Origin of the sequence: Chryseobacterium sp. RU33C, from assembly GCF_900156015.1 — a bacterium.
Taxonomy (GTDB): Bacteria; Bacteroidota; Bacteroidia; order Flavobacteriales; family Weeksellaceae; genus Chryseobacterium; species Chryseobacterium candidae.
Map to the genome: position 1 here is coordinate 150,087 of NZ_FTMT01000003.1, position 13,854 is coordinate 163,940.

At 36.6% G+C, this 13,854-nt stretch carries 10 protein-coding genes; all 10 read left to right on the forward strand.

Annotated elements, in window-relative coordinates; all coding sequences use genetic code 11:
* Window positions 1-81: 81 nt before the first annotated feature.
* The 10 genes from BW946_RS04095 (at window position 82) to BW946_RS04140 (ending at window position 13,784) form a co-directional block, all read left to right on the forward strand.
* Window positions 82-1,854 (forward strand): ComEC/Rec2 family competence protein, encoded by a 1,773-nt coding sequence (locus BW946_RS04095; RefSeq protein WP_076594953.1) that lies wholly within the window; start codon window positions 82-84, stop codon window positions 1,852-1,854.
* A gap of 145 nt (window positions 1,855-1,999) precedes the next feature.
* Complete coding sequence (locus tag BW946_RS04100) at window positions 2,000-2,662, forward strand: succinate dehydrogenase cytochrome b subunit (RefSeq protein ID WP_076594954.1); 663 nt, start codon at window positions 2,000-2,002, stop codon at window positions 2,660-2,662.
* Window positions 2,663-2,677: 15 nt separating this feature from the next.
* Complete coding sequence (locus tag BW946_RS04105; protein ID WP_076594955.1) at window positions 2,678-4,690, forward strand: fumarate reductase/succinate dehydrogenase flavoprotein subunit; 2,013 nt, start codon at window positions 2,678-2,680, stop codon at window positions 4,688-4,690.
* A 1-nt stretch (window position 4,691) separates the two neighbouring features.
* Window positions 4,692-5,273: a hypothetical protein gene (locus tag BW946_RS04110; protein WP_076594956.1), complete on the forward strand. Its 582-nt coding sequence runs from the start codon at window positions 4,692-4,694 to the stop codon at window positions 5,271-5,273.
* Window positions 5,274-5,297: 24 nt separating this feature from the next.
* The gene (locus BW946_RS04115; protein ID WP_065399437.1) at window positions 5,298-6,065 is read left to right on the forward strand and encodes a succinate dehydrogenase/fumarate reductase iron-sulfur subunit; all 768 of its coding nucleotides are present in this window, start codon (window positions 5,298-5,300) and stop codon (window positions 6,063-6,065) included.
* Between the two features lie 308 nt (window positions 6,066-6,373).
* On the forward strand, window positions 6,374-7,915 hold the full coding sequence (locus BW946_RS04120; protein ID WP_076594957.1) for a TlpA family protein disulfide reductase: 1,542 nt from the start codon (window positions 6,374-6,376) through the stop codon (window positions 7,913-7,915).
* A gap of 108 nt (window positions 7,916-8,023) precedes the next feature.
* Complete coding sequence (rlmD, locus tag BW946_RS04125) at window positions 8,024-9,436, forward strand: 23S rRNA (uracil(1939)-C(5))-methyltransferase RlmD (RefSeq protein WP_076594958.1); 1,413 nt, start codon at window positions 8,024-8,026, stop codon at window positions 9,434-9,436.
* A gap of 25 nt (window positions 9,437-9,461) precedes the next feature.
* Window positions 9,462-9,938, forward strand: coding sequence for a DUF6452 family protein (locus BW946_RS04130; protein WP_076594959.1), 477 nt, complete (start codon window positions 9,462-9,464; stop codon window positions 9,936-9,938).
* Window positions 9,904-10,569 (forward strand): DUF6048 family protein, encoded by a 666-nt coding sequence (locus tag BW946_RS04135; protein ID WP_076594960.1) that lies wholly within the window; start codon window positions 9,904-9,906, stop codon window positions 10,567-10,569. Before BW946_RS04130 ends, BW946_RS04135 begins: the two co-directional genes overlap by 35 nt.
* 179 nt (window positions 10,570-10,748) lie before the next feature.
* Complete coding sequence (locus tag BW946_RS04140; protein ID WP_076594961.1) at window positions 10,749-13,784, forward strand: reprolysin-like metallopeptidase; 3,036 nt, start codon at window positions 10,749-10,751, stop codon at window positions 13,782-13,784.
* The last annotated feature ends 70 nt before the right edge of the window (window positions 13,785-13,854 follow it).

The following is a 13,854-nucleotide window of genomic DNA, read 5'->3' on the forward strand; positions in this document are numbered from 1 at the left end:
AGGCAGAACGCTTTTTTAGTTTTTAAAGAGATCATGAATTTCCCAATTCATTGCTTATTTTAAAAGGATAATTAATGGATTTTGAACAAACAGCCTCTTCTTATTCTGGCAATATGCTTTATTCTTGGAATTCTTTTTCAGGATAAGGTGGTATTGTCAGATACCATTGTTGGTAGAGTTGGAATAATCTGCTCAATATTGTTGATTTTAATCTGCTTTCATTCTTATCTTCTGCATAAAACCAAAACAGTTTTCCTGATGCTTCTGCTGTTTGGTGCAGGAATTATTCTTCATTTCTATAATACGAATTTGCTGGACGGAAAGTTTCCTATCAAGAAAAATGAAACGCTTATATTTAAAATCTCTCAGAAATTAAATTCTTCAGGAAAATATAGAAAATACGAAGGCATTGCACAGATGGGAAATACAGGTTTTAATTCAATTTTCTATGTTCCAAAAGAGAGTAAAGAGCTGGATTTTATTCATTACTACAAAGCCGAGGCTTATATTGCGCAGCCTAAGGCACCATCACATGATTTTCAGTTCAATTATGCTCAATATCTGAAAAGGAAGCATATTGATTATCAGGTTTATCTTTCAAAAGAAATTGTATGTGCAGAACGGAATGACTTAACGTTGGCAGATCAGCTTAGGCAGTATAGGTTTGAAGTTCTTAAAAAAATAGATAAAACAGAAATTTCGGAAAAAACCCAAGAATTTCTGAAAGGTATTATTCTGGCAGATCGGACGGAGATTGATGCAGACACTGTTAGAGATTTCAATAGATCAGGGCTGGTTCATTTTCTTGCTATTTCCGGAACTCATATTGTGGTTATTTTCGGGATGTTCTATTTTTTTCTGATTCGTTTTACTCCTTTACAATTCAGAAAATATGCTGTTGTTTTCAGTTTGGTTTTTATATGGCTGTTTGCTGTTTTTATTGGATTTGGTAATTCAGTATTGCGTTCCTGCATCATGTTGAGTGTTTATTTTATTTTTGTCCTCCTTCAGCGGAAACCGGACCTGCTTCACTCATTAGCCGTGTCTGCTTTTTTTATTCTAACCGGAGATACGCAGCAGCTTTTTGATGTGGGGTTTCAGCTTAGCTTTTTGGCTGTTTTGGGAATATATTGGCTGAACCAGCCACTTTTGAAATACTTTCCGAAACAGGATAATTATGTCAAAAAAATTTTGTTTAATACCATTGCAATATCGTTATCGGCACAGCTGGCAACCCTTCCCCTGGTCTTGTATTATTTTCATCAGTTTTCATTCATATCAATCATTGCTAATGTTGTTATTGTTCCTTTTTCTGAGATAATTATCGTTTTCTCATTTATAATGACGGGTCTTATTTCTTTTGGAGTTGATTTTGAATTTATAAATGGAATGTATGATGAGGTTATTTATGTTTTACTGAAGATAATCCATTGGTTTGCTGAGATTGATCTGTTGTTTTTTGACAATATCCCAATGAATGGGATAGAAGTGATGTCAGCATCAGTTTTTGTATATTTACTAAGACCCGTTATTCTGAATTTCAATTTTAAAAACAGGATAAGGCTGGTGACAGCAGCATTACTATTTCTGGTGATAAGAACCGGAAGCACTGCATTTGAAAATCAGAAAGAAGAGATATTGGTCCATCATTTTTATAAAAACAAAATTTTTTCCGTAAAAAATAATAACAGAGTATGTTTCTGGATTTCGGATATGAAAAATAAGACGAAGATTTTACAGTATATAGTCAATCCCTATTGTGCTTCCAGGAGAGTAGATCATTTTGAGATAAAACACATGTCTTCCTCTGTTCAAAAAGTAGTTTTCAGGAATAAAACTTACGATCTGAAATGATGGTTCTTAATTTAGCCATTTTCCTGTATCTATAATGGATAAAATTCTTATTTAGAAAGATTACAAACTGCCTATTTGTGAGATTTCTCACTTTTCGATATTGTTAAACTTTCTTAATTTTGTAGAAATTCAAATTTAAACTTATATGGCAGGTTTAACGAGTTCTACGATAGGTAGAAAATATGCTATGGCATTATCAGCTCTATTTTTGCTGATTTTTCTTATACTGCATTTGACGACCAATTTGTTATCAGTTCTAAACAAAGATGCATTTAATACAGCATCTGACTTTATGGGCTATAATCCTTTTGTGCAGTTCTTAATGCAGCCTATTCTTGGTTTTGCAGTAATTTTCCATTTTGTAATGGGATTTGTGCTTGAGATCAAGAATAATAAAGCGCGTCCGGTAAAGTATGCAGCAAACAACGCATCAGTGAATTCTTCATGGATGTCCAGAAATATGATTATTTCAGGTGCTGTTATCTTAGCGTTCCTGGCGCTTCACTTATATGATTTCTGGTTACATGAAATGAATTATAAGTATGTAGAAGGATTGACTCCTGATGCAGAACGTTTCTGGCCGGAACTTCATGAGAAGTTTGCCGATCTTTGGAGAGTGGCTTTATATGTAATTTCTTTTGTTCTGCTAGGATTACACTTAGCTCACGGATTCCAGTCTTCATTCCAGTCTATCGGAGCAAGACATCCAAAATATACGCCGGTGATCAAAGCTTTCGGAACATGGTATTCAATCCTTATTCCTGCAGGATTCATCATCGTAGCAGTTTTCCATTTTATAACTCAATAATATCAATATACTAATATGAGTAAATTAGATTCAAGAATTCCAGCGGGTCCTCTTAAAGACAAGTGGAAAAATCATAAAGACCATATGAACCTTGTTGCCCCAAACAACAGAGACAAGATTGATATTATTGTTGTAGGTACAGGTTTGGCAGGAGGTTCTGCTGCAGCTACATTGGCTGAGCAGGGATATAACGTAAAAGCATTCTGCTACCAGGATTCTCCAAGAAGAGCGCACTCCATTGCCGCTCAGGGAGGTATCAACGCAGCGAAGAATTATCAGGGAGACGGTGACTCTACTTACAGATTATTCTATGATACCATCAAAGGTGGTGACTATAGAGCAAGAGAGGCCAACGTTTACAGATTAGCTGAAGTTTCCGCTAATATTATTGACCAGTGTGTTTCCCAGGGGGTTCCTTTCGGGAGAGATTACGGCGGTCAGCTGGATAACCGTTCATTTGGTGGGGTTCAGGTAAAAAGAACGTTCTATGCAAAAGGACAAACCGGACAGCAGTTATTATTAGGTGCTTATTCTGCAATGAGCCGTCAGATCGGTAAAGGAAGAATTAAGATGTACAACCGTCATGAGATGTTAGATCTTGTTATTGTTGACGGAAAAGCAAGAGGGATTATCGCAAGAAATCTTGTAACAGGTGAAATTGAGAGACACTCTGCTCACGCAGTGGTAATTGCTTCAGGAGGATACGGGAACGTATACTTCCTTTCTACCAATGCAATGGGATCCAACGTTTCTGCGGCATGGAAAATTCACAAGAAAGGAGCTTACTTTGCAAACCCATGCTACGTACAGATTCACCCTACTTGTATTCCTGTTCACGGAACACAGCAGTCTAAACTGACTTTGATGTCTGAATCACTAAGAAACTCAGGAAGAATCTGGGTTCCTAAGAAAATTGAAGATTCAGTAGCGATCAGAGAAGGCAAATTAAGACCTGAAAATATTAAAGAAGAAGATAGAGATTATTATTTGGAAAGAAGATACCCTGCATTCGGTAACCTTGTACCTAGAGACGTTGCTTCCAGAGCAGCTAAGGAAAGATGTGATGCCGGATTCGGAATTGAAAATAATGATACTCAGGAAGGTGTTTACCTTGATTTCTCTACAGAGATCATGAAAAAAGGTAAAGAAGCCGCTATTGAAAAACATATTCATAATCCTACAGATCAGCAGATCTATGATCTTGGTAAGAAGTGGGTTGAGGAGAAGTATGGTAACTTATTCGTAATGTACGAGAAAATTACCGCTGATGATCCTTACAAAACTCCAATGAAGATCTATCCTGCGGTTCACTATACCATGGGTGGTGTTTGGGTTGATTATAACCTTCAGTCTACAATCCCTGGATGTTTCGTAATTGGTGAGGCTAACTTCTCAGATCACGGGGCAAACAGATTGGGGGCATCTGCATTGATGCAGGGGCTTGCTGACGGATATTTTGTACTTCCTTATACGATTGCAGATTACCTTTCTGCAGATATCAGAACAGGAGCTATTCCTACTAATTCAGCACCTTTTGACGAGGCTGAGAAAGGAATTAAAGAAAAAATTGATTTCTTCTTAAACAATAAAGGAACTCATTCAGTAGATCATTTCCATAAAAAACTGGGACACATCATGTGGAACAAGGTAGGTATGGGCAGAACTCCTGAAGGTTTGAGAGAAGCAATCAAAGAAATCGAAGAAGTAAGAAATGACTTCTGGAAAAATGTAAAAGTACCTGGGGAAGGAGAAGGAATGAACACTGAGCTTGAAAAAGCATTCAGAGTAGCAGACTTCCTGGAACTTGGGCAATTAATGGCTATCGATGCACTACACAGAAACGAATCTTGTGGTGGACATTTCCGTGAAGACCATTCAACTCCGGACGGAGAAGCGGAAAGAGATGACGTAAACTACAAATACGTCGGAGCTTGGGAATATCAAGGAAACGATATCAACGCGGAAGTGTTGCATAAAGAAGAGTTGATATATGATAACATCGAGGTTAAAACTAGAAGTTATAAATAGTATGAAGAATTTAAAAAAATTACTATTATTTTTTGTAGTTCTCTTTGGATTCTCTACTGTTGTTGCTCAGAAAATTACGACTCAGGCTATTGATAAACCTTCTGAAGGAAAATCATTAGTTTATATTTTAAAAACCGGAGCTGGTTTACTGGTTAATTTCAGAATTTATGATAAAGATCTTTTTCTAGGACCTATTTCAAGTGGAAAATATCTGGTTTATGAATGTGAACCAGGTGAGCATTTGTTTTGGGCCGGTGCAGAAAACAGAGATTATGTTGAAGCTAACTTGGAGCCTAATTCTGTATACGTTATTAATGCAGAGGGACAAATGGGGGCTTTTGTTGCTGGTGTAAATCTTAAACCTTTAAAACCTACAGAGTTTAGAGATAAAAAGCTTTTTTATCAGGTGATAAAAGGAGATACTAAAAAAGTATACGAAAAATCACAGGATGATAAGTCTGAAAATATTGCAAAAGCAATGGAAAAATATAAGGAGTTAAAAAGTAGAAACTCTAATAAAATTGCAGTTCTTACTTCAGATATGAAGTTTGAAAATGCAGATAAACCAGAAAAAAATAAATAATCTCCAACCTATAAATAAAAAATTATGAGTGCAAAAAAAGGCTTACATCTTACGCTGAAAATTTGGAGACAAAAAAACAACAAATCTAAAGGTCAGTTTGAGACTTATAAAATATCAGATGTATCTACAGACTCTTCATTTTTAGAGATGTTAGATATCCTGAACGAAAATTTAATTAACGAAGGAAAAGAACCTATCGCTTTTGACCACGACTGTCGTGAGGGAATCTGCGGGATGTGTTCTCTTTACATCAATGGTAGAGCTCATGGGCCTGATACGGGGATTACAACTTGTCAGCTTCACATGAGAATGTTCAAAGATGGAGAGACTATCGTTATTGAACCCTGGAGAAGTGCCGCTTTCCCTGTTATCAAAGACTTAATGGTAGACAGAAGCGCATTCGACAGAGTAATGGCAGCAGGAGGATTCATTTCTGTGAACACTTCTGGTAATACATTAGATGCTAACGCAATTCCTGTTCCCAAAGAAGATGCAGACAAAGCAATGGATGCAGCAGCTTGTATCGGATGTGGAGCTTGTGTAGCTACATGTAAAAACGGATCTGCAATGTTATTCGTGGGAGCTAAAGTTTCTCAGTATGCATTACTTCCACAAGGTAGAGTAGAAGCTAAGAGAAGAGTTCTGAACATGGTGAAAGCTATGGACGAAGAAGGATTCGGAAACTGTTCAAACACCGGAGCATGTGAAGTAGAATGTCCTAAAGGTATTTCTCTTGAAAACATCGCAAGAATGAACAGAGAATACATGGCTGCTCTTGTAGATCAAGGATAGAATTGATTCAGATACATAAAAAATCGCCTTCACTTTTGGAGGCGATTTTTTTATGAAATTAACACCTCTGTTAAAGTTTGTTAACTTATTGACTGATCTTCGTTATTCTTTATTTATTAAGTATATATTTGAAAGGTAATTGAATCGTTTTCTGAAAAGACCTTCAAATACTTTTTACCTTCAAAAAGACAGTATTCCGTAATGGGAATACCCCTTTTGAACGGTAATAATAAAATTTTTAAAAAAAATAATTAGAGTGAATTAACAAGCCCTAAAAAGCTTATTTTTGTGTAATATTAAAAATTGAAATGAAAAAATATCTTTTATTGTTTATCATCACATTCTTTGTGATGTCTTGTTCAAAAAAAGTAGAAGTAAAAGGAAAAATTACTGGAGGCTCACCATTAGAAAGAATTGAATTTGTAGAAGCTTCAGGAGTAGGAACCCTGCCTTTGATTAATATAGGTCTGGATAAAGACGGAAACTTTTCAGGAAATTTTGATGCTCCTAAAGATGGGATGTACGTAATCAACTACGCAGGCAGACAAAGCCTGATCTATCTTGAAGGAGGACAAAAAGTGAATATCTCAGGAAACGGGGCTACTTTCCCAAATGAATATGTAATTACCGGAGATGCTAAAAAGAACAATGATTTCCTTACGGCTTCTCAGAAGTTTTTAGCTGAGTATGGTAATAAAGTTAACTTAGGCGCTTTAATGGCAGGAGATGAAGCTGCATTCTTGAAAGGGATGCATAAAATTGAAGCAGATATTAATAAAAATGTAGATGACCTGGCTAAGAAAAATAATCCGAGCAAAGGATTATTAGAATGGAAAAAAAACGATGTCAAAGTAACCATTCTTAACTTGCTTGCGAACTATGAAATGTCTCACGGTCCAATGTCAGGAAATCCGTCTTTCAAAGCATCTAAGGCTTTCAAAGATTATGAAACCCAGTTGGAAACAGATAAAGAAGCAATGGTGAAAACTATCCCTCTTTACAGACAATATCTTCTTGTAAAAATGACTCCTGATTTCCAGAAGTATGCGGAAGCAAACAGCAAAGGAAAAACAGGGATTACAACTTCTGAGATGTTCGCTCAGTATTTGAAAACTAAAAAAGATTTATCTCAAACAACAAAAGATTATCTTCTTGCATTTGTAATGGCTCAGGCTGATATTCACCCAACGAGTCCGACTGCCAATATCGACAAGATTAAAAAGATCATCGATTCAGATATTAAAGATGCTACTATTAAAAGTGACCTTTTAAAAATGCAGGTAGCTATTACAGGACTTAAAATCGGAGAAGCAGCTCCAGAAGCAGCTTTAGCAAAACAAGACGGAAAAGCTTACAAGCTTTCTGAAAACAAAGGGAAACCTTATATGTTATTCTTCTACGCTTCATGGAATCCTTACATCAGCGAAGCTACAGTACCTGTATTAAAAGAAGTGGTAAACTTTTATAAATCTAAAATGAATTTTGTATTTGTAAATGTGGATGATACAAAAGATCAGTTCATTAAAACAAGTAATTCTTTATTAAAAGGAATTCAGGGAGTAAATGTTTACGGAGAAGGAGGATTGAACTCAGATATCGCTAAGAAATATGGGGTATACGGATTCAAATTACCTTGTTTTGTAATTATTGATAAAGATGGTAAAATTGCCAGCAGATCTTTTGTAAACCTTGGTGAGCAGGAATTGGTGACTATTTTGGATAAACAAACAGGTCTTTCCGCACCGAAGGTAGATCCGAATGCTCAAATGCAGCCACAACTGCAGCTTGATCCATCTGCTATGCAGCAAGCACCACAGCAGGCAAATCCACAACCGGCTCCAACAAAATAATAAACTTTAACACAGTATAGAAACCTTATCTTCGGATAAGGTTTTTTTTATTGTATTTTTGCAAACTGGAACGTAAAAGTTTCAATTAGGAAAATAGAAAATTTTAGAATGAGTAGGAAGAAAAAAAGAGATCTAGTTCTTGAAAATATAAAACTATTGACAGCCGGAGCTAAAGGGGTGGCAATAGGGAAAACAGACGAAGGTAAAACTGTAATGGTTTCCGGGGCAATTCCAGGAGATATTGTGAATGTAAGAGTGAAAAAAGCAAAGTCAAAATACTATGAAGGCGAAGCGATTGAAGTTCTTGAAAAATCACCATACAGAGTAGAGCCTAAATGTATCCACTTTGGTACTTGCGGAGGATGCAAATGGCAGAATATGAGCTATGAAAAGCAGCTTGATTTTAAACAGGAAGAAGTATATAATAATATTAAAAGAATCGGAGGAATTGATGACTTTGTAACCGTGCCAATTCTGGGATCTGAAGAACAGTATTTTTATAGAAACAAAATGGAGTTTTCCTTCTCTAACGCAAGATGGCTTACTCAATACGAAATCAGTTCCGAAGAGAATTTCGGGAGCAAAGATGCTTTAGGTTTTCATATTCCTGGGATGTGGAGCAAAATCCTGGATTTGAAGGAGTGTTTCCTTCAGGAAGATCCTTCCAATGCTATAAGACTGGCTGTAAAAGAATACGGTGTTAATAATGGCTTGGATTTCTTTGATGTAAGAAATCAGGAAGGTTTCCTTAGAACCTTGATGATGAGACAGAACTCAAAAGGAGAGTGGATGGTTCTTTTCCAGCTTTACAGAGAAGAAAAAGAAAACAGAGAAAAGCTTTTTGAATTCTTATTAGAAAAATTTCCGCAGATTAAAACGTTGGTATATGCCATCAACCCTAAACAGAATGACTCTATTTATGATTTAAATATCAATGTGTACTTCGGGGAAGGTTATCTTATGGAAGAGATGGATGGGCTGCATTTTAAGATAGGGCCGAAATCATTCTTCCAGACCAACTACAAACAGGCATTGGAACTATACAGAAAAACATTGGAATTTGCAGATCTGAAAGGCAATGAAGTAGTATATGATCTTTATACAGGAACTGGAACAATCGCCCAGTATGTAGCAAGAAATGCAAAACAGGTCATCGGAATAGAATCTGTACAGGAAGCCATAGATGCAGCAATAGAACATGCGGCATTGAACGGATTGACAAACACAACATTCTATTGTGGAGATATGAAAGATGTTTTCAATGACGAATTCATGGCAAACCACCCTAAAGCAGATGTATTAATCACAGATCCACCAAGAGATGGAATGCATCAGAAGGTGGTAGAACAGATTCTTAAGCTTTCACCGCAAAAAGTAGTTTATGTAAGCTGCAACTCGGCAACACAGGCAAGAGATCTGGCATTGATGAAAGAACATTATACTTTAGTGAAGATCTTACCGGTAGATATGTTTCCGCAAACACACCATGTTGAGAATATTGCATTGCTGATTAAAAAATAAATTTATTTAAATTTGAAATCTTAATATGAAGTACTTTAAATTTCTCATAGCGATCTGCTTTTTAGGAATGCTTTTTTCCTGTGGAGGTGACGATGATATTTGTGAAAGCGGAGAAGGAACCCCCAGAATGAAGGTAGCCTTCAGGTCTATGGATAGTGGAAAAGAGAAGACTCTGGATTCACTCTATGTTGCGGTAGATTATGGTGCCGGAAAGGTAGATCTGGGAGGAGTTGCAAAGATTGATTCCAGATTAATTCCTTTACGTGTAGACAGCTCACCGTATACAGACGTTTATTTTAAACTTACCAAAAAGGGTGCGGAATCTAAAGTAAGGATTAAGTATACTACAAAATCAACTTATGTATCTCCGGGATGCGGGATTAAAAAGTCATATGAGAATTTAAGTTCAGAATTGTTAACTCCTAATCCGGTGCTAAAGCTGGAGGCCGGACAAAATCAAATAGAGAATGAAGACAAGACTAATCTTTACCTTTCTTTTTAGTTTTTTTGGAATAATAAGCTGGGCTCAGGACAAAAAAAAGGAAGCAGAGAAGAAGGTTCACGAAAAATATGAACCTAATTTTATGGTTGGCCTTGATGTATTGAATACCGGAGCCGGATTTTTTTCGGATAGAAAACTATATCAGGGATTTATCTCTTCAAAAATCAGAGGAAATGTTCATGCCATTGCAGAAGCCGGTTTTGAGAAAAACGTATATCAGAAGAATGGATATGATGCCAAGGCAAACGGTCCCTTTGTTAAGTTGGGGGCTTTCTATATGCTCGCAAAAGATGCTGAAAATGAATTCAACGGTTTTTATGCAGGAGGAAAAGTGGGAGGATCATTTTATAATCAGGAGTATATGGCGGTTCCCGTTCGTGGATTTGGTGGAAGTAACTCCTCTGAAGCATTTCCCTCATCCTCTCAGTCTTCTTTTTGGCTGGAAGGAACTATAGGAGGAAGGGTGCAGTTATTCAGCTCCAATTTTTATATAGATGTAAATCTTCAGCCAAGATATATGGTATACACTTCCAAACAGGATGATATCTCTCCGATGATTGTTCCGGGTTTTGGAAAAAGTTCTTCGAAGTTTAATATGGGATTTGCATGGAATATTGCTTATAAGTTCTAGAAATAGTAATACATAACTTTTAAAATACATAAAATACAAACTTTAGACTCGTCTGAAGTTTGTGTTTTTTTTAATAAATATGCTTATTAGATGTATAATGTTAAAAAATAACTGCTTATTTCATTTTTTAATTTATAAATTAGCTATATTTGGCGAATATTATAATTGTGTTTTAATTTATGAAAAAAGTATTTACTGCTTTAATGTTTACTTTTATTGGAGGGGCAGTGTTCGGCCAATGGACACCCACTTCTCTTAAAAAAGGAGACGATAACAAAAGAAGTACAGGATTTAGAGTAGATCAATCTAATGTAAGAGGTAACGGGTACTATAAACTGGACCTGAACTTATTGAGATCTCAGCTGAAGAATGCACAGGAAATGGGAGCAAATTCCACTCCTGTAGTAATTTCTCTTCCTACTATGAGTGGGAAGATTGAAAGGTTTAACGTATACAGTTTTCCGGTAGTTGTAAAAGAACTGGCAGACAAGTATGAATTAGGATCTTATGTTGGAACAAGTGTCGATGACCCTACCAAATATTTAAGATTCAGTATCGCTCCTAATGATTTTCAGTCAATGATTATCCATGGAGATAAATATGAATTCATTGACCCCGCTTCAACAGACAAAACAGTGTATGCTGTTCATCCTAAAACAAAAAAGGAAAAGAATGGTTTCTTGTGTTCTACAGAAGAGTCTCCTGCTGCTAAGAAGGAAATAGATGCTTTATTAAAAAACGGACAGTCATTCTCTAATCAGCCAACAACTTTTAATAAAAGTTCTGATAAGAAATACAGAACAATGAGACTGGCAATGTCAGTTACAGGTGAGTATACACAATACTTTATGACACTTGCCGGAGTTCCTGCTACTGCTAATGATGATCAGAAAAGAGCTCCTGCTCTTGTTGCCATCAATAACACACTAACCAGAGTAAATGGGGTTTTTGAGAAAGATTTTGCACTGCACCTGAACCTGCAGAATTTTCCTAATGTAATTTATATTGATCCGGCTAACGATCCGTATGCTGCAGCTGCAACAGGATCACAAGGAGCATGGAACACACAGTTACAAACTGCCTTGACAAATAATGTAGGAAATGAAAACTATGATATCGGACACTTGTTTGGTAAATCAGGAGGTGGAGGAAATGCAGGATGTATCGGATGTGTATGTATTAATCCTACCACTACCGTTCCTAAAGGAAAAGGTTCAGGGTTTACTTCCCCGGCAAATGGAATTCCATCAGGAGACAGCTTTGATATCGACTATGTTGCGCATGAAATGGGGCATCAGTTAGGAGCTAACCATACTTTCTCTCATAATCTTGAAGGAAGCGGGGTGAATATGGAACCAGGTTCAGGAACTACCATTATGGGATATGCAGGTATTACGGGTCCTGACACAGATGTTCAGGCAAATTCTGATCCTTATTTCCACAAAGCAAGTATCGGTCAGGTACAGGCTAATTTAATTGCAAAAACTTGTGATGTAGAAACTACAATTACCAACAACCCGCCGGTAATTGCTGATCTGCCAACATATACTATACCTAAAGGTACTGCTTTTGCATTAACAGGTACTGCTACAGATCCTGAAAATGACCCAATGACCTATTCTTGGGAAGAAGTAGATGATGCTTCAGTTTCTATTGATAAGTATAACTTAGGAAATACTACATCAGGAGCTTCATTCAGATCTGCTGCTCCCAACGCAAGCCCAACAAGATACTTTCCGAAATTTACTTCTGTAATGAGTGGAGTATTAAATAATGCAAATAATACCTGGGAAGCAGTATCTACTATAGCAAGAACTACAAATTTTGCATTAACGGTAAGAGATAATAATTCCAATGTGGCCCAACAGCAGTCAGCTTTTAAAGTTCAGACAATTGTTGTAGGAGATAATGGTCCTTTCAGATTAGCTAACCAATATGCTGATGTGAATACGCCAACTCCAGTTCAGTGGATTGTTGCCAACACCAATGCCGCTCCTTATAATGTTGCTAATGTAAAGATCGACTATACTACAGATAACGGAACAACCTGGACGGTACTATCTGCTTCAACACCTAACGACGGATCTGAAAACTTTACTTTCCCTTCTTCATTGAACGGTCAGACTATTAAAGTAAGAGTTTCTTCAATAGGAAATGTTTTCTATGCAGTAGGGCCTGTTAGTATTGCACCTCTATCTGCTTGTAGCAGTGCTGCTCCAACTAACGTTGTGGTAAGCAATATCACTGTTTCTTCAGGAAGCGTGTCTTGGATGTCCTATACCGGAGCAACTTATAAAGTACGTTACAGAAAAGTAGGTACAACTGTATGGACTGAAGCTGATACCGCAGTTCCTTCAATTAACCTAAGTAATTTGATTGATGGTACTACTTATGAAGTACAGGTGGCTTTAGTTTGCGGTACTACAGTAGGAACATATTCTGCATCTGTAAACTTCAGTACACCGGCACTTACTTATTGTACAGCTTCTACAGGTAGTTCAAGTTATGAGTATATTGCCAATGTAACCCTTGCGAATGTAAATAATACCTCTGCAAATAGTACCTATACAAATTATACAACGAATTCAGCTCTTCAGATTAACTTAACAAAAGGAAATGTTTATCCTATGTCTGTTACTGTTGGTAATCCTGATATTGCAGATTATGATGCAGTAGCAGCATTTATTGACTTTAACAAGGACGGTGTTTTCAGTGATTCCGAAAGGGTATTGAATTATCCTGTAACATTAACGCAGCCATCAACGGTGATCAATTCAAATGTTACAATTCCAAGTAATGCAGTAGAAGGGCAGCCACTAAGAATGAGAGTTGTAGCATTCTATGTTGGAGCTGGTAGCGGAAACGAAAATGTTGGCCTTTCATTGCCTGCAGAATATGTATGTGGAGACCTTTTCGATTACGGAGAAGTGGAAGATTATAACGTAGTTATTACAGGAAACCTTGCTACTTCTGAAACAGCTGTTAAGAATGATGGTATCCAGATTTATCCAAATCCAGCAACTGATGTTCTGAACGTTACTAAAGTTTCAGATAAGGCAACTTATAAAATCTATAGTGCTGCCGGACAATTAGTAGATAGAGGAAATATCAATAATGGAAAGGTTAATGTTTCGGCTTTAGTTAAAGGTGGTTACATTATTACAATAGATGATAAAGGAATTGAACAATTCAAATCTAAATTTATCAAGAAATAAAGATAACCTTTAAATATTAGTAAATCCCCGGGAACTCCCGGGGATTTCTTTATTTAGAGTATAAGTGAAA

Excerpts from the sequence above, each read along its gene's own strand:
- BW946_RS04130 (WP_076594959.1), top strand. The coding sequence starts at position 9,462 with ATGAAGTACTTTAAATTTCTCATAGCGATCTGCTTTTTAGGAATGCTT.
- BW946_RS04100 (WP_076594954.1), top strand. The coding sequence starts at position 2,000 with ATGGCAGGTTTAACGAGTTCTACGATAGGTAGAAAATATGCTATGGCA.
- BW946_RS04120 (WP_076594957.1), top strand. The coding sequence starts at position 6,374 with ATGAAAAAATATCTTTTATTGTTTATCATCACATTCTTTGTGATGTCT.
- BW946_RS04115 (WP_065399437.1), top strand. The coding sequence starts at position 5,298 with ATGAGTGCAAAAAAAGGCTTACATCTTACGCTGAAAATTTGGAGACAA.
- rlmD (WP_076594958.1), top strand. The coding sequence starts at position 8,024 with ATGAGTAGGAAGAAAAAAAGAGATCTAGTTCTTGAAAATATAAAACTA.
- BW946_RS04110 (WP_076594956.1), top strand. The coding sequence starts at position 4,692 with ATGAAGAATTTAAAAAAATTACTATTATTTTTTGTAGTTCTCTTTGGA.
- BW946_RS04135 (WP_076594960.1), top strand. The coding sequence starts at position 9,904 with ATGAAGACAAGACTAATCTTTACCTTTCTTTTTAGTTTTTTTGGAATA.
- BW946_RS04105 (WP_076594955.1), top strand. The coding sequence starts at position 2,678 with ATGAGTAAATTAGATTCAAGAATTCCAGCGGGTCCTCTTAAAGACAAG.
- BW946_RS04140 (WP_076594961.1), top strand. The coding sequence starts at position 10,749 with ATGAAAAAAGTATTTACTGCTTTAATGTTTACTTTTATTGGAGGGGCA.